The sequence below is a fragment of the Cupriavidus sp. P-10 genome (assembly GCF_003402535.2).
In the GTDB taxonomy this organism is placed as follows: Bacteria; Pseudomonadota; Gammaproteobacteria; order Burkholderiales; family Burkholderiaceae; genus Cupriavidus.
Genome location: NZ_AP025171.1, coordinates 2,148,036 through 2,164,595, shown reverse-complemented (window position 1 = coordinate 2,164,595; position 16,560 = coordinate 2,148,036). Strand labels below are relative to the sequence as shown.

Sequence of the window (16,560 nt, the reverse complement as noted above, 5' to 3'; positions counted from 1 at the left end):
CTGCATTGCAAACGCCGTCGCCGCCTCAGACGGACAACGTCGGCGCGGTCTCGCCCGTCTCGCCGAACACCACCACACGGTTGCGGCCGTCGCGCTTGGCCAGGTAGAGCGCCTGGTCGCCACCATGCAGGAAGGCGCGCAGGTCCGCGAACGCAGGGCCATCCCCCTCGCGGGCCGAGCTGGTGGCAATGCCGATGCTGACCGTCACCGCGCCGAGCGGGCTGGCCGCGTTCGGCAGTTCCAGCGCCTGCACCGCATGGCGGATGGCCTCGGCGACCCTTGCGGCGCCCGCGGCAGGCGTGCCGGGCAGCAGGATTGCGAATTCCTCGCCGCCATAGCGGCCGGCATAGTCGCCCGGCCGGCGGATATGTCTCTGGATGCAGTCGCCGACCGCGGCCAGCGCATCGTCGCCGGCAAGATGGCCGTAGCGGTCGTTGAACTGCTTGAAGTGGTCGACATCGACCATCAGCAGCGACAGCGGCAGGCCGTCGCGCCGTGAGCGCCGCCATTCCTTGTCGGCAGCGTCATCCAGTGCGCGCCGGCTGCCCAGGCCGGTCAGGCCATCGGTATTCACCATCAGGCGCAGGTGCGCTTCCATGGCAAGGCGGCGGCGCCACTGGCGCGACAGCAGCACCGCCAGTCCCACGAGCAGCGCATCGACCACGGCGATCAGCCCGGCAAACCACCAGGCGCGCTTGTACCAGGGCGCCAGCACGTCGCGGACCGAGAGTCCGACCACCACCATGAGCGGGAAGCCGGGCAGGCGCCGGTAGCTGTACAGCCGCTGCACGCCGTCGACCGCCGCGACGCCGATAAAGCTGCCTTCGGTGCCGCGCAGCAGTGGCGTGAAGGAAGAGCTTCCCGAAATATTGCGTCCGATCGACGAATCTTCGTACGGGCGGCGCATGATGATGGTCCCGTCGGTGCGCAGCAGTGTCAGCGTGCCGCCGGAGCCGAGACTGACGCCGTTGAACAGCTTGCGGAAATAATTGATGCGCAGGGTGCCGACGACGATGCCGCCGAAGCTGCCATCCGGCGCCGGCACCCGGCGGCTCAGGCCGATGGATTTGTTCTCCGTCGTGATCCGGGGCTGGAACGGCTGGCTGAGGAAGGTGCCGGCGTTGGCGTCGTGTGCGTGGGCCTGGAAATAGTCCCGGTCCGCAACGTTGACGGCGCGGGGTGGCCACTTGTGCGAATCGAGCACGAGGTTGCCGCTGGCGTCGGCCACCAGCAGCGAACCCATGTCCTCGGCATTAAGCGACCGGTCGAACAGCACGCGCTGGCGCAATGCCGTGGGCAGCTGCATCACCTCGGGGGCACGGATGGCATCGGCAACCCCGGCAATGGCGAACTCGTAGATATGCAGGTTGCGCGAGATGCTGCGCTCCAGCGTCAGCGCCAGGTTGGCCGAGGCTTCGCTGGCGCTGGCGAGGGCGTCGCTGCGCATCTGCGCAAGCGCCGCGGCGCCCAGTCCGGCGATGGCGCAGGCGAGTGCGATGGTCACCGCAACGATCATCCCGGCGGGATTCAGGCGTACAGGCAAGCGTTGTCTTGCAAAGTCGATCATGGAACACGCGGGCGCTGCCGTTGCATTTTTTGCAGCATTGTAGTGCCCGCGGCCCCCCAGGTTGGCCGGGTGAAAAAAGAGTCACTGCTGGTGTTAATCGCGTGCAGTTCGCCAACCGTTTGCGAATGGGGGGACGGTTCAGGATGCCGGAGTACTGATACGGTCACTTCCCTGCGGCGCCTGGCATGGCGAAGGAGGCTGGGGGAGGGGACGCCGCAGCGGACTGTCGGGCATGTTGATCAGGTAGTGCGCCTCGCGCCTGAGCTGCGCGGCAAAGCTGGCGACGACCGGGGGCATCGGCGAATCGGCGCGGTAGATCAGGCACACGGTGTGGCTGGGCAGGACGTCCTCGATCGGCAGGACGGCCAGCCCGGTCGACACCGACGCGCGGCCTTGCATCAGCTGGCGCGCCACCATGCAGAGCAGCTTGCGGTCCTGCAGCAGCGACTGGATCATGCCGAAGGTGTCGCAGCGCACGGCTACGCGCGGCAACGGCAGGGCCCGTGCCCGGAAGGCATCCATGATGGCCGCGCCGGGGCCGTGCATGCGGGTGGTCGTCAGGATCCACTCCGATCCCACCAGCTCGCGCAGCGAGCGCGCATGGCGCAGCGGATGTTCCTGGTGCGCCACCACCACCGAGTCGTTGTTGTAGAGCGGCTCGCAGATAAAGTCGTTGTCGATGCCTTCGTCTGGCACCGGGCTCACCGCCATGTCGATCAGGCCCGCGCGCAAATCCTGCAGGTGCACCGCGTACCGGCCGCTGTCGATGCAGACCTGCACCTCTGGGTGTTGTCGCCGGAAGCGGTTCAGTGCCGCGGGCACGAGCAGGTGGGCCGGTCCGCCGGTGACGCCGAGGCGGACCGTGCCGGTGCGCGCGCCCAGCATCTGCGTCATCTCCTCGGTTGCCCTGCGGGCCTCGGCCGCGATCAGGCGCGCGCGGCGCAGGAAAGCCTCGCCGTAGCTCGATAGCACGACGCCGCGCGTGGTGCGCGTGAGCAGCGGCACATGCAGCTCGTCCTCGAGTTGCCGGATGCTCTTGGTCAGCGCGGGCGCCGACACGTCGCGCGTCCTGGCCGCGGCGCGGATGCTGCCGCCTTCCGCCACCGCGATGAAGTCCTGGATCTGGCTGAGGCGCATGGCAGGAGCTCCGGTCGGGGCGTCAGTCCAGCGTGACCCCGGTGTCGGCGGTCAGCTTCAGCACCACCGGCAGGTAGGCTGTGTAGGCGCTGGCTGCCTCCGACGGGGTGTTGCCGATGGGCTCGGCGCCCATGTCCTCGACGCGCCTGGCGAAGGCCGGGCTTTTCACCAGCGCGCTGGCCTCGCGGCCGAGGCGGTCGATGATGGGCTGGGGCGTCCTGGCCGGGGCCATCAGCGTGATCGGCCCGGTCAGCCGGTAGGCGTCATCGGGAAAGCCCGCCTCGGCAAAGGTGGGCACGTCGGGCAGCGACCTGGCGCGGCGCGGTCCGGTCACCGCGATCGGCCGCAGCTTGCCGCCGGCGAAGTGTTGCTGCAGCGCGGTGACCGAGCCGACGGTCACATTGACCTGGCCGGCCAGCAGGTCCGTCACCATCGGTCCTTCGCCGCGGTACGGCACGTGCAGGATGTCGACGCCATACTTCTTGCCCATGTAGGTCTGGATGGTATGCGGCTGGGTGCCCGGTCCCCACGAGCCCATGCGCAGCTTGCCGGGTTCCTTCTTCGCGTAGTCGATCAGTTCGGCAACGGTCTTGACCGGCACGCCGGCGTTGACCGCCAGCACGGTGCGCGCGGTGGCGATGTCCGAAATCGGGCGCAGGTCGGTGCGCGGATCGTAGGGAAGCTTCTTGTACAGCGCCAGGTTCGAGGTGACCGGGCCGGGGATGGTCAGCAGCAGGGTGTAGCCGTCGGGCGCCGCCTTGGCTGCCTGGTCGGTGCCGATGATGCCGCCCGCGCCGCCCTTGTTCTCGACCACGATGGTCTGGCCCAGCCGCTTGCCGAGACCTTCCGCCAGCGCGCGAGCCAGCGTGTCGGTCAGGCCGCCTGCGGGGTACGCCACCACCAGGCGCACGGGCCTGGCTGGGTAAGCATCATCGGCGCTTGCGCCAAACGGCAACAGGCTCAGCGCCGCGGCTGTGATCAGCAAGGCACGCCGCCGGCGGGCCAGGGTGCGGTTCTTCATGTCCTTGTCTCCTTTTCGAATCTGTGCCCGATGCCGGAGAACCTTATGGGCGGTGCGCCGTGAGGGTCAACACGATGGCCTATATTTCCAATATTTGGAAATTGATTCCGCCTTTTGACACTGGATGGCGCGCTGTCCAGACTGGGTAAAGAGGAAAAACGCCATGAACCTGCCAGTCGAACAATTCATCGCCGAACGCCGCCGCGAGGACCCGTCCTTCGGCGGCCTGCTGGCCAAGGGCTTCGCGCTGCTGCGCTGCTTTATCGACGAGCCGCGCCCGCTCGGCAACGGCGAGCTGGCGCAGCGGCTGCAGCTGCCGCGCGCGACCGTCTCGCGCATCTGCCGCACGCTGTTCGAGCTGGGCTACCTCGACTGGGATCCCAAGCTCGACAAGTACTTCGTCAGCGCCCAGGTGCTGGCGCTCGGCTACCCGTACCTGGCCGGGCTGCAGGTGCGCCACGTGGCCCGGCCGCTGATGCAGGCACTGGCGGACCGTATCGAGGGCGCTGCGTCGATGGGCGTGGCGCACCGGCTCGACGTGACCTACCTGCAGTCCTGCACCCACAACGAGGGCACCCCGGCGCGGCCGGGAACGGGCGCCGTGCGCTCGGTGCTGAGCACGGCCATGGGCCGGGCTTACCTGTGCACCTTGTCGAAGGCGGAGTTCGAAGGCCTGATGGTGGCCGCCCGCGAGGAGCGGCCCGAGGAATACGCGGCGTTCTACGACACGCTGTGCCACAACGTGGCGCACTACCCCAAGCGCGGCTTCGCGCTCAACGAGGGCGATGCCGGCATCGGCGTGTACGGCGTGGGCGTCTATTCGCGCATCCGGTACCTGAACCGCCCGCTGCTGTTCAACTGCGCCGTGCCCGGCTCGCAGGTGAAGCGCGGAATGATGGAAAAGAAGGTGGCGCCGCTGCTGATGGAGATGGTCCGTTCCATCGAGGCCGCCACCGGCCTGCGGCAATAGCCGGCCAGGCCCGGCCGAAACTATCCAGAAAACAAGATCCGGAGACTGCCACATGGTTGACCTGAATTCCCTGCTGTACCCGCGTTCGATCGCGGTGGTCGGTGCTTCCACCCAGCCAGACAAGGTGGGCGGGATGCCGATCCGGCTGCTGCGCGAACTGGGCTACGCGGGACGCCTTTATCCGGTCAACCCGTCCGCTGCCGAAGTGCAGGGCCTGCGCGCCTATGGCTCGCTGGCGGAGATCGGCGAACCCGTCGACCTGGCGATCGTGGCGGTGCCGGCCAGCGCCAGCCAGGACGTGATGGCGCAGCTTGCGGGCAACGGCACGCGCGCCGCGGTAGTCTTCACTTCCGGCTTCGCGGAAGCCGGGGAGGGCGGCGTGCGCATGCAGGACATGCTGGCCCGCAGCGCGCGCGATGGCGGTGTGACGCTGCTGGGCCCCAACTGCCTGGGTGCGATGAACCTGCGCGAACGCATGTTCGCCACCTTCTCGCCGATCCCGCTGGGCGGGGTGCCGCCGGTCGGAGAAGTCGGGCTGGTCAGCCAGAGCGGCGCCTTCGGTGCCTATGCGTATGCGCTGGCGCGCGAGGCGGGGCTGGGGCTGAGCCACTGGGTCACCACCGGCAACGAGGCCGGGCTGCAGGTGGCCGACGTGATCGAGTGGCTGGCCAATGACCCCAACACCCGCGTGATCCTCGCCTACATCGAAGGCTGCCGCGACGGCGCGCGCCTGCGCCAGGCGCTGGCAGCGGCGCGTGCGGCGGGCAAGCCGGTGGTGGTGACCAAGGTCGGCACCACGGCGGCCGGCGCGCGCTCGGCGCAGTCGCACACGGCCAGCCTGACCGGCGAGGACGCGGTGTACCAGGCGGTGTTCAATGCCTACGGCGTGCACCGGGCCCATACGCTGGAAGAATTCTTCCGGCTCGGCTACGTGCTGTCCCGCGGCCGGCGGCCGGCGGCCTGGCAGCGCCCGGAAGGGGACGGCGCCGGTGCCGCCACGCCGCTGGCGATCGTCACCGTGTCGGGCGGGGTGGGCATCATGATGGCCGACCGCGCCGAACAGCTGGGTTTGCCGCTGCCGCCAATGCCGGACGACGCGGCCGGGGCGCTGCGCACCGCGATCCCGTTCGCCAGCACCGCCAATCCCATCGACGTGACCGGGCAGGTAGTGGCGCAGCCGCGCGTGTTCATGGATGCCATCGCGGGCGTGGCGCGCAGCGGCGCCTTTGGCTGCGTGGCGGCCTTCCTGGCCGGTGGCGCCAATGCGCCGCGGCTGTGGCCGGAGCTGCAGCAGACCGTCGGCGCGTTGAGCGAAGACGCGAATGGCGCACCGCTGTTGCTGGCCGGCATCGTCGACGACGACAAGCGCGCATGGCTGGAAGCACGCGGCTGCCTGGTGTTCCGCGAACCGGGCCATGCGGTCGAGGCCGTCGCCACGCTGGCGCATGCGGCGGCGCTGGAGGCCGCGCAGGGTGCGTCGTCAGAGACTGAGCCGCGGCGCGCTGCGTTGCCGCGCAATCTGCCCCCCGAAGCCACGGCGCTGTCTGAATACGAAGCCATGCGCCTGCTCGCCGACGCCGGCGTGCCGGTGGCCCCGCACGGCCTCGCACACGATGCCGACGAGGCCGTGCGCATTGCCGGGCGCCTTGGCTATCCGGTGGTGGTGAAGCTGTGCTCGCGCGAGATCCTGCACAAGAGCGATGTCGGCGGCGTGGCCCTCAACCTCGCCGATGCGCAGGCGGTGCGCGATGCCTTCGCCCGCATGGCGCAAGCGGTGGCGCATGCACGTACCGATGGCGGCGCGCCGGTGCCGTTCGAAGGCGTGCTGGTGGCGCGCATGGTGCGCGGCTGGGGCGAGGTGATGGTCGGCGTGCGGCGCGACCCGGTGTTCGGGCTGGTGGCGCTGGCGGGCATCGGCGGCACCGCCGTCGAGATCTTCCGCCAGACCGCGTGCGGGCTGGCGCCGCTGTCACGCGCCCAGGCGCGCGCGATGCTGCGCGACAGCCGTGCCGCCGCCTTGTGCGAAGGGCATCGCGGCAATCCCGTGGTGGACCTCGATGCCGCCGCGCAGGTGCTGGCCACGGTATCGCAACTGGCCGCGGAACTGGGCGAGCGCCTGGACACGCTCGAAATCAATCCGTTCATCGTCACCGCGCAGGGGCTGGTTGCCGCCGACGCGGTGGTCACGCTTCGCCCGGACCGCCGCAGCGCGGCATAGCGACGGCGCGCAGCGCGGTGGACAGGATGCCCGCACAGACGGGCGCCGCCGCCGCGGCAGGACGCAGTACCTCTAACAAGACTGGAGACAAGCATGCAAATGCACATGCACTTGCCGTCACGGCGCATGGCGCTGCGCGCACTGGGCGCACTTGGCGCGCTCGCCGTGGCGCTGTGCGGGGCGGTATCCCCCGCGCACGCCGGCCCCTATCCCGACAAGCCGATCCGGCTGGTCGTTCCGTTCCCGCCGGGCGGCGGCACCGACGTGGTCGGCCGGCTGCTGGCGGCGGGCCTGTCGAAGGAGCTTGGCAAGACCGTGGTGGTGGAGAACGTGGCCGGGGCCACCGGCACCATCGGCTCGGCCCAGGTCGCGCGCGCCGCGCCCGACGGCTACACGCTGGTGCTGGGCATCTCCGCCACGCATGCGATCGCGCCGGCGATCTTCCCCAGGCTGCCCTATGACCCGCTGCGCGACTTCGTGCCGGTCAGCCGGCTTTTCTACGGCGGCAACGTGCTGATCGCCGGCCCCGGCTTTACCGGCCGCGACCTGCCCGCGCTGATCGCCTCGGCCAGGCGCCCCGGCGCCGACCTGACCTACGGCTCGTGGGGCAACGGCTCCGGTGGCCATCTCGCCGGCGAAAGCCTCAACGTGCTGGGCGGCATCCACTTGCGCCACATCCCCTACAAAGGCGTCAGCCCCATGCTGACCGACGTGATGGGCGGCACGCTGCCCGTGGCCATGTCCGACCTCGCCGGCACGCTGCCGCTGATCCGTAGCGGCAAGGTGCGGGCGTTGGCGGTCACCGGCTCCGAGCGCTCGCCCGCGCTGCCCGACGTGCCGACCTTTACCGAAGCCGGCGTGGCGTTCGGTGTCGACAGCTGGTTCGGGCTGTTCGCTCCCGCGCGCACGCCGGCCGAGATCGTCGACAAGCTCGAACGCGCCACGAACGCCGTCATGCGCGACCCGGCCATCAAGGCGCAGGCCGAGGCGCTCGGCATGCGCTACACCCACCAGCCGCGCAGCGCCTTCGCCGCGCAGATGCGCAGCGATGTGCCCGCATGGGCCGCGCTGGTCAAGTCGAGCGGCGCGGCGCAGGAATGAGCCGCTACCTGTTGCCCTGTTCCTTCACATTCTTCGGAGCTCTTGCATGAACCATCCCGCGCCACAGTTCTTCTCCGCACCCGTCTACGGCTCCAGCCAGGAAGCGCTGGTCGCCGCCGCAGCCATCCCGCTGGTGATCTACGGCTATCCGCTGGTCGAGACGATCCGTACCTGCAAGGTGCAGACCGCGGTCAGCGAGGCCACCGGCTATGGCCGCGCCCCGGTCAACACGCTGTCGGCGAGCGAGCGCCAGTGGACGCATGAAGACCGCGACGTGGTCACGCCCGCCAATGACCTGCTGTACTTCTGCGGCTGGGCCAACCTGGCCGACGGACCGGTCACGCTGCGCGTGCCGCCGCTGCCGCAGTGTGACCCACAGCGCGACCGCTACTACGTGGTGGAGTTGCTGGATGCCTATACCAACAACTTCGAGAACCTGGGGCCGCGCAACGTACCGGCCGAAGGCGGCACCGTGACGCTGGTCGGACCCGGCCAGCACGCCGAAGGCGAGCATGTGGTGGCCTGCCCGACCTCGCTGGTGTGGCTGCTGGGGCGCGTGCTGGTGCAGGGCCCTGACGACCTCGCCGCGGCCCATGCGTTCGAAAGCGGCTTCGCGCTCGACGCCCCGGGCAAGGCGATGCCGCAATGCGTGCGCGACTGGCGCCACACGGGCAGCGAGGCGCTCGACTTCTTCCAGAACCTGTTCAACGCGCTGCGCGAGTATCCGCCCACCGAGCGCGAACTGGGCGCGTTCACGTTGCTGCGCAAGGCCGGCCTGAAGCTGGAAGCTGATATTGACGTGACGGCATTGCGCGCGGAGATCCGCACCGGCCTGGAGAACGCATATCGGCAGGCCATGCAGCTGATCGAGGCGCACACACGCAGCCAGGGCCGCAAGAGCTGGGGCTACAGCCTGAAGCTGGGCCTCTATGGCGACGACTGGCTGCAGCGCGCCTGCACCGCGATGAAGGGCCTCGGTGCGCTGCGCGCCGACGAAGCTATCTATGCGATGGCCGATTTCGACGCCGACAGCGCGCCGCTGCATGGCGCGCACGCGTACGAGCTGCGCTTCCCGCCCGGCATGCTGCCGCCGGCGCAGGCGTTCTGGTCGGTCTCCCTGTACGGCGAGGACCGCTTCTTCAGCGCCAACGAGATCGGCCGCTACGCCGTGGGAGACCGCACGCCGGGCCTGCGCATGGAGGCCGACGGCAGCCTGGTCATCCCGATCTCGCACCGCCGGCCCGAACAGGCCGAACAGGCCGAACACGCCGACAACTGGCTGCCGGCACCCGCGGGCCCGTTCTACCTGATCCTGCGCCTGTACCATCCCGCGCCGGCCTTTATCGCGGGCGAGTACCGCATTCCGCCGGTGCGCCGCATTGCCTGAGGAGCGAGATCCCATGACGCCATCCCACGCTGACTCACGCACGCCCGCGCTGGCCCGCGAAGCCGTGCTGTACACGCTGCCGCTCTACGAAATGGCGCGCATGCGCGCCGCCACCTGCCCGCGCCGCCGGCGTGAAGGCGCTTTTGCCGACGAGCGCCCGGACGGCACGCTGCGCTGGGTCAACCAGTTCTTCCACACGCGCCAGCTGCTTGGCCCGCAGCACCGGCAGGTGGTCACGCCCAACAACGACACGCTGTACAGCAACGCGTGGCTGGACCTGTCGCAGGGACCGCTGCTGCTGGAGGTGCCGGACAGCGCCGGCCGCTACTACGTGCTCGGGCTCCTCGATTTCTATACCAATCCCTTTGCCTACATCGGCAGCCGCACCACGGGCACGCAGGCCGGGCGCTTCCTGCTGCACGGCCCCGGCTGGCACGGCGACGCACCGGCTGGCGCCACCGCCATCGCCTGTCCGACCGATGCGGTGTGGCTGCTGGGCCGGCTGCTGGTGGACGGCGCGGACGACCTGCCCGCGGTGCATGCGCTGCAGGAGCGCATCCGGCTGACGCTGCCGGATGGCGGCGACCCCGTGCGCGCCTGCGACGTCGGCATGCAGCCCAACGAACACCTCGGCGCGTCGCCGCAGCAGGTGCGGCGCTACGCTGAAGTGGTGAACCGCGCGCTGCGCGAGAACCCGCCGCCTGCGGACGAGGCGGCGACCGTGCAAGCCTTCGCGCCGCTGGGCCTCGGTGCTGCGTGCGAGGGTGTGGCGCTGGACGACACGCAGGTAATGCTGCTGGCCGCTGCCATGGAAAAGGTGCTGGCTGAACTGGCCCGGCCGATGCCTTCCGCGCTGGGCGGCGGCTGGAGCCTGCCGGTCGAGATCGGCGCGTCGTTCGGCGCGCGCTATGCCGAGCGCGCGCAGGTGGCGCGCAACTACATCGGCGCGCTGGGCATGGAAGAGGCCATGTACATCATCGCCGACTGCGACGCGCACGGCCGTCCGCTCGACGGCAACGAGCCGCACGAGCTGGTGTTCCCAGCCGGCCAGCTGCCGCAGGTGGGCGCGTTCTGGTCGCTGACCATGTACGGCAAGGGCGACTGCATGCTGGTGGAGAACCCGATCGGCCGCTACTCGCTGGGCGACCGCTCGCCCAGCCTTCGCTATGAGCCGGACGGCAGCCTGCGCCTGCGCCTGGGCGCCGCAGCGCCGCGCGACGCGGCGTGCCACGGCAACTGGCTGCCGGCGCCGGCGGGGCCCTTCTACGTGGCCCTGCGGCTCTACGTGCCAGGCGAGGCGCACCTCGGCAAGACCTTCCCGTATCCGGGCATCCAGTCCGCGGAGGCATGACGATGACCGCCGACACGATATCGCGCAGGGCCATGCTGGCCCGCATGCGTGGCCTGATGCTGCTGGGCGCGGCGCTGGCGCCGCTGGCCGCGCTGGCGCAGGGGTATCCGGCGCGCACGGTGCGGCTGATTTCCCCGTATGGCCCCGGCGGGTCCAACGACACCTCGGCGCGGCTGCTGGCCGAAGCGCTGAGCCGCAAGTACGGCAAGCAGTTCGTGGTCGAGAACAAGCCCGGCGCTGGCACCCGGGTTGCCAATGAAACGCTGGCGCGCGCCGCCCCCGACGGCTACACGCTGCTGTGGGCGGCCGCGCCGTTTGCCATCAATACGGCGGCCGGGCTGCCGCAGCAATACGACATCCACAAGGATTTCGTCGCGGTGGGGCCGCGCGTGGCCGGCCCGGTGTTCCTGATCGTCAAGGCGGAATCGCCGGCGCGTTCGGTCGCGGATTTCGTGAAGCTGGCGCGCGCCAGGGCGGAAGGCGTGACCTTCGCCTCGCCGGGCGCCGGTTCCGGGCCGCACCTGACGGCGGAGCTGTTCGGTGCCCAGGCGAAGTTCAAGGTGCTGAACGTGCATTACCGCGGCGATGCCACTGCCTACACCGAGCTGCTGGCCGGCCGCGTCGATGCCACGCTGACTGCCATCACGACGGCGCTGCCGTTTATCAAGGCTGGCAAGCTGCGGGTGCTGGCGGTCGCGTCGGAACAGCGCACGCCGGTCTATCCCGATGCGCCCACCTTCGTCGAGCAGGGCTTTCCCGGCGTGATTGGCTCCGGCTGGTTCGGCCTGATGGCGCCGGCCGGCACGCCCGCCGCCATCGTGCGCCAGCTCAACCAGGATGCCAGCGCCGTGCTGTCCAGTACGGATGTGCGCAACAAGCTGGCGGCGCTGGGGTTGCAGCCGGAGCCGGTGGACAGCGCCGGCTTTGCGCGGTTCATCGACGCGGAAGTGCGCAAGTGGGCCACGGTGATCAAGGCCAGTGGCGTGGTGCTGGAGTAGCGGCACACACGCCACATCAGGCGCTTACTGGATGCCGAAGGTGTCGGCTGTGTCGTGCTCCAGCATGTCGGCGGCGGCGCCGTACAGGCTGCGCGAGACATAGCTCCTGACCTGGCCGGCGCGCGTACGCAGCCACCCGGCCTTGAGCCGGCGCGCCTCGGCCAGCGTGGGGGCGTCGCCCGGCGCCAGCGCCAGCACGTCGATCACATGCAGCGCCAGCTGCGTTTCGCCGCGCCCGGCCAGGGCTTGCGCGTGGCGGATCAGCGCGCCGTGGTCGGCCACCGCCACCGCGATTTCCGCGGCGGCATCCTGCGGCGCGGCCGGATGCAGCGTGCTCGCGTTGCGGTCCCACCAGCCGTTCTCCGAGCGGTAGATATCGCGGGCGATATAGCTGGGATCCCCGTACGTCGGCCGCATCCACGGCTGGTCGAACAGCTCCGCCGGCGGCTTCAGCGCGGCCAGCATCTGGCGCTCGTTGCAGCCGGCGTTCATCAGCCGCACCACCTCGGCGCGCAACCAGCGCAGCGCGCGGGCAGTCTGGCCCAGCACGCGTTCGCATTCCGCCGCGCCCTGCAACGTGGGCCCGAACTCGCGCACCACGGTACGCGGATGCAGCGCGGCCATGCGCTCCAGCGTCTCGGCCCAGCGCACGGTATCGCGCAGCGTGCGGAAGGGGGTGCCGATATTGGGGATGGAGTCGATCACGGCAGGGCCGCCATACAGCACGCGCCGTCCCGGCAGCCAGGCCGCGATCGCGTCGTCGGTCTCCGAGGGCGCCCACAGCAGTTCAGCGCGACGCTCGCCGTGGCCCAGCGTCAGGCCTTCTGCGAAGGTCTCGGTCGGCGCAGTGTGGCCAAGCTTGCCGGCCAGCGCGCCGGCCGGGCGGCGGAACTGGATTTCCGCCATGCGCTCCTGCATGCGCGCGGTGTCGCGGTAGCGCGCCTGGCGTGCCAGCACGTTGACGTGGGCCAGCAAGCGCGGCGCCGGCTCGCCGCGCGCGGCGGCATGGTCGAGCCATTGCTGCACGCCGGCGTTGTAGCCCATATGGCCGTGGCTGTAGCAGATCGCCAGCACGGGCAGGCTGGTCTGCGTGCGCAGCGCCTCGATCATGCCGGCGGTGACGCGGCCGCCGGGGCCGCTGTCGACCACCAGCAGTCCGCCGCCGACGTCGGCGACAAAGCTCTGTCCCTGCCCGTGCAACAGCCAGACGCCGTCGTCGATCGGTTCGATGCCCGTGCCGGTCACCAGCGCGACGGCCTTGTCCTCGAGATCCTGCATGCGTGACTCCCTGAGTAAAAAATGGGTCCGGCAGGCCTCCATCCGCTGGACGGATGCGGCTTGCCCTCAGCGGCAATGTCGCGCAAACGGGCGGCGCATGGGGATTGGGGAAACTCCCCGCAAGCCGACGCCCGTCACCCGTCGGGCCAGCGCCGGCGCGGCGCGGGAGCCGACCACGCTGGCGCGGTGTGAACCCGTGGTTAGCAGCCAGCGTTGCGCGGCAGTTCCCGGTTGTCGCGCGGCGCGCTAAGGCGGCAGCGATGCCCGGGATAACCCCCGGTGCTAACCGTGGGTTTACGCCCCCGCGATCCTGGCATCTGCCGCAAAAGGCGCGGCTGCCGCATGATCCTTTCGCATCATCGCAACGGGAGTGGATCGCATGGCAAGCCGGCAAGACCTGCCTCTGGCAGGCATTCGGGTAGTGGAGTTCGGGCAGTTCATCGCGGCGCCGGGCGCGGCCATGATGCTGGCCGACCTGGGCGCCGACGTGGTCAAGGTGGAAGCGCTGCGCGGCGACAGCGCGCGGCGCTTCGACGGCACCAGCCCGCAGAGCCCGATGTTCCTGGCGTACAACCGCGGCAAGCGCGGCATCGCGCTGGATCTGCGCACCAACGGCGGCGTGGAGGCGGCGCGCCGGCTGGCACTGGGCAGCGACGTGGTGCTGCACAACACCCGCCACGGGGTGATGGAAGCGCTTGGCCTCGACGCTGACACGCTGCGCGCAACGAAACCAGATCTGGTCTATGCGTCGATCAGCGGCTTCGGCACGCGCGGGCCATCGCGCTCGCGGCCCGGGCTCGACATCGCCGCGCAGGCGGAAAGCGGCATGATGTCCGTCACCGGCGAGGCCGGCGGACAGCCGCTGAAGGCGGGTTTCGCGCTGATCGACGCGGCCACCGCGCTGGCGGCCGCCAATGCCATCCTGGCGGCGCTGTTCCGCCGGCTGCGCACCGGCATGGGCGAGACCATCGAGACCTCGCTGCTGCAGGTCGGCGTCCAATTGCAGGCGCAGCTGTGGGCGGAGTACCAGTGTTCCGGCGCGCTGCCGGTGCGCAGCGGCAACAGCCAGCCCAAGGCCGCGCCCGCGGCCGACGTGATCGCGGTGGCGGACGGGCACGTGGTGCTGTCGGCTTACCTGGACGAGCACTTCAGCCGCCTGTGCGAGGCCATCGGCCAGCCCGCGCTGGCGCATGACCCGCGTTTCGCCGGCAATGCGCTGCGCGTGCAGAACCGGCCCGCGCTGCTGGCGATCCTGCACGCGGCGCTGCGCCACCTCAGCGGCGATGCCGCGCGTGCGTTGCTGGAGCGCCATCACGTGGTCGTTGGCGTGGTGCGCGATTACCACCAGGTCAGCGCCAGCGGCGACGTGCGCGCCAGCGGCATCCTGCGCGCGGTCGGCAACGGCGAGGGCGGCCAGCTGGAGCTGCCGGGACTGCCGTTCACGCTGGCAAGCATGAAGGCCGACAACATGCAGGCCGACGACATGCGCGACGTGCCCGACGTGCCACGGCTCGGCCAGCACACCGCCGAGGTGCTGGCCGAGCTTGGCTACGACGCTGCCCAGATCGACGCGCTGGCCAGCGCCGGCGCAATCGGCCTTGGTTGCGGGCAACGGGGGGCGGCATGAGCGAAGTGCTGCTGGTACGCCATGCCGGCTGGGCCGAGATCGTGCTGAACCGGCCCGCGCTGCGCAACGCCATCGATGGTGCGCTGGCCCGTGCGCTGGCCGAAGCCATCGACACGATCAATGCCGACTCCGAAACGTGCGCGGTGCTCCTGCGCGGTGCCGATGGTGCCTTCAGTTCCGGCCTCGACCTGAAGGCCCTGCAGGCCGAGCCCGAAGGCATGGCCGGGTTTGCGCGGGTCTGGGAACGGGTACACCAGTCGCTATTGCAAAGCCGCAAGGCCTGGATCGTCGCGCTGGAACGCCATGCGGTCAATGGCGGCGCGGCGCTGGCACTGGCCGGCGACCTGATGGTCTGCGGCGCCGGCGCCTTCCTGCAGATCGGCGAAATCCGCCTCGGCATGGCCGCGCCGCGCAACGCGGCGTGGCTGGCGCTGCGGCACTCCGAAGCGGTGGCGGCGCGGCTGTGCCTGCTGGGCGACCGGGTGCCAGCGGCCGACCTGATGCGGCTGGGCATTGCCACCGAAGTCACCGACGACGCGCAGGTGCTTGGCCGCGCGCGCGAACTCGCCGCGACCATCGCCGGCTTCCCGGCCGACGGCGTAGCCGCGATCAAAGGCGGCATGCGCGCCGCCACCACCCGCCGCAACATCCATCACTGAAGGGAGACCCCGCATGAGCGATTCCCATATCCCTGACAGCGAAGCCTCGCTGCAGGACTTCCGCCGCGAGGTGCGCGCCTTCGTCGCGCAGGCGCTGCCGCATGGCGTGCGCGAGAAGGTGCGCCTGGGCCTGGAAGTGAGCAAGGACGAGATGATCGACTGGCAGCGCCGGCTGGCGGAACGCGGCTGGCTCGCGCCGCACTGGCCGCGCGACTGGCAGGGCCAGGGCTGGAGCGCCGAGCGCCGCGCCGTGTTCCAGGAGGAACTGGTGCTCGCCCACGCGCCGGAGACCGGCGGCATCTCGATCGAGATGATCGGGCCGGTCCTGATCCGCTACGGCACGCCGGCGCAGCAGCAATACTTCCTGCCGCGCATCCTTAACCTGGAACACTGGTGGTGCCAGGGCTATTCCGAGCCCAACGCCGGCTCCGACCTGGCCTCGCTGAAGACCCGCGCCGTGCGCAAGACCCGTCCCGACGGCACCGAGGTGTACGTGGTCAACGGCAGCAAGATCTGGACATCGTATGCGCAGTACGCGGACTGGATCTTCTGCCTGGTGCGCACCGACACCGAGGCGCGCGCGCAGCAGGGCATCAGCTTCCTGCTGGTCGACATGCGCAGCTCCGGCATCAGCGTGCGGCCGCTGGTGGGCATCCACGGCTGGCACCTGTTCAACCAGGTGTTCTTCGATGATGTCGAGGTGCCCGTCGGCAACCGCGTCGGCGACGAGAACGCCGGCTGGGCCATCGCCAAGTCGCTGCTGGAGCATGAGCGCCTGAACCTGGCGCGCGTCGCCGAGAACCGGCGCCGGCTGGCCAAGGTGCGCGCCATCGCCGGCGAGCTGGAAGAGGGCGGGCAGCCGCTGCTGCTGCGGCCGTGGTTTGCGCGCCGGTTCCGCGAACTGGAGGTGCGTCTTGAAGCGCTGGCCGCGACCGTGCTGCGCTTCCGCCAGCGGGCGCGCGCCGGCGAACGGCTGGGCCCGGAGACCGGCATGCTCAAGCTGCTGGGCAGCCGGCTGATCCAGGACATCGAGAACCTGGCCGTCGACGCAATCGGGCCAGGCACGCTGGCCTATGACCGCGCCGCGCATTTCGAGCCGGCGGCGCCGCAGCCCGGGCATTCTGCCTATGCGGCGGCGGCTTCCGCCCGGCGCTTCGTTACCCGCGGCTACACCATCGCCGGCGGCTCCAGCGAGATCCAGCACGAGCTGCTGGCCAAGCAGGTGCTGGGGCTCTAGTCCCCGCAC

General features: G+C 70.4%; 13 protein-coding genes. 9 read left to right on the top strand and 4 right to left on the bottom strand.

Annotation, left to right across the window (positions count from 1 at the left end):
* Positions 1 to 25: 25 nt before the first annotated feature.
* From CTP10_RS26600 to CTP10_RS26590, 3 genes are all read right to left on the bottom strand, one after another.
* On the bottom strand, positions 26 to 1,543 hold the full coding sequence (locus CTP10_RS26600; RefSeq protein WP_233528284.1) for a sensor domain-containing diguanylate cyclase: 1,518 nt from the start codon (positions 1,541 to 1,543) through the stop codon (positions 26 to 28).
* A 162-nt stretch (positions 1,544 to 1,705) separates the two neighbouring features.
* Complete coding sequence (locus tag CTP10_RS26595) at positions 1,706 to 2,704, bottom strand: LysR family transcriptional regulator (protein ID WP_116321917.1); 999 nt, start codon at positions 2,702 to 2,704, stop codon at positions 1,706 to 1,708.
* A 22-nt stretch (positions 2,705 to 2,726) separates the two neighbouring features.
* Positions 2,727 to 3,725, bottom strand: coding sequence for a Bug family tripartite tricarboxylate transporter substrate binding protein (locus tag CTP10_RS26590; protein WP_116321916.1), 999 nt, complete (start codon positions 3,723 to 3,725; stop codon positions 2,727 to 2,729).
* A 163-nt stretch (positions 3,726 to 3,888) separates the two neighbouring features.
* Between CTP10_RS26590 and CTP10_RS26585 the strand changes: the two genes are divergently transcribed.
* The 6 genes from CTP10_RS26585 to CTP10_RS26560 all read left to right on the top strand — a co-directional run bounded on the left by CTP10_RS26585 (position 3,889) and on the right by CTP10_RS26560 (position 11,750).
* On the top strand, positions 3,889 to 4,695 hold the full coding sequence (locus CTP10_RS26585) for an IclR family transcriptional regulator (RefSeq protein WP_116321915.1): 807 nt from the start codon (positions 3,889 to 3,891) through the stop codon (positions 4,693 to 4,695).
* A 52-nt stretch (positions 4,696 to 4,747) separates the two neighbouring features.
* Positions 4,748 to 6,913, top strand: a complete 2,166-nt coding sequence (locus CTP10_RS26580) for an acetate--CoA ligase family protein (RefSeq protein WP_116321914.1) — start codon at positions 4,748 to 4,750, stop codon at positions 6,911 to 6,913.
* A gap of 93 nt (positions 6,914 to 7,006) precedes the next feature.
* The gene (locus CTP10_RS26575) at positions 7,007 to 8,014 is read left to right on the top strand and encodes a Bug family tripartite tricarboxylate transporter substrate binding protein (RefSeq protein ID WP_116321913.1); all 1,008 of its coding nucleotides are present in this window, start codon (positions 7,007 to 7,009) and stop codon (positions 8,012 to 8,014) included.
* A 46-nt stretch (positions 8,015 to 8,060) separates the two neighbouring features.
* On the top strand, positions 8,061 to 9,401 hold the full coding sequence (locus tag CTP10_RS26570) for a DUF1254 domain-containing protein (RefSeq protein ID WP_116321912.1): 1,341 nt from the start codon (positions 8,061 to 8,063) through the stop codon (positions 9,399 to 9,401).
* Positions 9,402 to 9,414: 13 nt separating this feature from the next.
* Positions 9,415 to 10,752, top strand: a complete 1,338-nt coding sequence (locus CTP10_RS26565; RefSeq protein WP_116321911.1) for a DUF1254 domain-containing protein — start codon at positions 9,415 to 9,417, stop codon at positions 10,750 to 10,752.
* Between the two features lie 2 nt (positions 10,753 to 10,754).
* The gene (locus tag CTP10_RS26560) at positions 10,755 to 11,750 is read left to right on the top strand and encodes a tripartite tricarboxylate transporter substrate binding protein (RefSeq protein WP_116321910.1); all 996 of its coding nucleotides are present in this window, start codon (positions 10,755 to 10,757) and stop codon (positions 11,748 to 11,750) included.
* Positions 11,751 to 11,774: 24 nt separating this feature from the next.
* Here CTP10_RS26560 and CTP10_RS26555 read toward each other — a convergent pair whose 3' ends face one another.
* Positions 11,775 to 13,028 carry an alkyl sulfatase dimerization domain-containing protein gene (locus CTP10_RS26555; protein ID WP_116321909.1) on the bottom strand — a complete coding sequence of 418 codons (1,254 nt, stop codon included), beginning with the start codon at positions 13,026 to 13,028 and terminating at the stop codon, positions 11,775 to 11,777.
* A gap of 379 nt (positions 13,029 to 13,407) precedes the next feature.
* Here CTP10_RS26555 and CTP10_RS26550 point away from each other — a divergent pair, with 379 nt between their 5' ends.
* The 3 genes from CTP10_RS26550 to CTP10_RS26540 are packed head-to-tail and all read left to right on the top strand — an operon-like array spanning position 13,408 to position 16,551.
* The gene (locus CTP10_RS26550; RefSeq protein WP_116321908.1) at positions 13,408 to 14,655 is read left to right on the top strand and encodes a CaiB/BaiF CoA transferase family protein; all 1,248 of its coding nucleotides are present in this window, start codon (positions 13,408 to 13,410) and stop codon (positions 14,653 to 14,655) included.
* Positions 14,652 to 15,314: an enoyl-CoA hydratase/isomerase family protein gene (locus CTP10_RS26545; RefSeq protein ID WP_116321907.1), complete on the top strand. Its 663-nt coding sequence runs from the start codon at positions 14,652 to 14,654 to the stop codon at positions 15,312 to 15,314. The genes CTP10_RS26550 and CTP10_RS26545 overlap by 4 nt, the downstream gene beginning before the upstream one ends.
* Before the next feature lie 13 nt (positions 15,315 to 15,327).
* Positions 15,328 to 16,551 (top strand): acyl-CoA dehydrogenase family protein, encoded by a 1,224-nt coding sequence (locus CTP10_RS26540; protein ID WP_116321906.1) that lies wholly within the window; start codon positions 15,328 to 15,330, stop codon positions 16,549 to 16,551.
* The last annotated feature ends 9 nt before the right edge of the window (positions 16,552 to 16,560 follow it).

Excerpts from the sequence above, each read along its gene's own strand:
- CTP10_RS26595 (WP_116321917.1), bottom strand. The coding sequence starts at position 2,704 with ATGCGCCTCAGCCAGATCCAGGACTTCATCGCGGTGGCGGAAGGCGGC.
- CTP10_RS26590 (WP_116321916.1), bottom strand. The coding sequence starts at position 3,725 with ATGAAGAACCGCACCCTGGCCCGCCGGCGGCGTGCCTTGCTGATCACA.
- CTP10_RS26585 (WP_116321915.1), top strand. The coding sequence starts at position 3,889 with ATGAACCTGCCAGTCGAACAATTCATCGCCGAACGCCGCCGCGAGGAC.
- CTP10_RS26580 (WP_116321914.1), top strand. The coding sequence starts at position 4,748 with ATGGTTGACCTGAATTCCCTGCTGTACCCGCGTTCGATCGCGGTGGTC.
- CTP10_RS26575 (WP_116321913.1), top strand. The coding sequence starts at position 7,007 with ATGCAAATGCACATGCACTTGCCGTCACGGCGCATGGCGCTGCGCGCA.
- CTP10_RS26570 (WP_116321912.1), top strand. The coding sequence starts at position 8,061 with ATGAACCATCCCGCGCCACAGTTCTTCTCCGCACCCGTCTACGGCTCC.
- CTP10_RS26565 (WP_116321911.1), top strand. The coding sequence starts at position 9,415 with ATGACGCCATCCCACGCTGACTCACGCACGCCCGCGCTGGCCCGCGAA.
- CTP10_RS26560 (WP_116321910.1), top strand. The coding sequence starts at position 10,755 with ATGACCGCCGACACGATATCGCGCAGGGCCATGCTGGCCCGCATGCGT.
- CTP10_RS26555 (WP_116321909.1), bottom strand. The coding sequence starts at position 13,028 with ATGCAGGATCTCGAGGACAAGGCCGTCGCGCTGGTGACCGGCACGGGC.
- CTP10_RS26550 (WP_116321908.1), top strand. The coding sequence starts at position 13,408 with ATGGCAAGCCGGCAAGACCTGCCTCTGGCAGGCATTCGGGTAGTGGAG.
- CTP10_RS26545 (WP_116321907.1), top strand. The coding sequence starts at position 14,652 with ATGAGCGAAGTGCTGCTGGTACGCCATGCCGGCTGGGCCGAGATCGTG.
- CTP10_RS26540 (WP_116321906.1), top strand. The coding sequence starts at position 15,328 with ATGAGCGATTCCCATATCCCTGACAGCGAAGCCTCGCTGCAGGACTTC.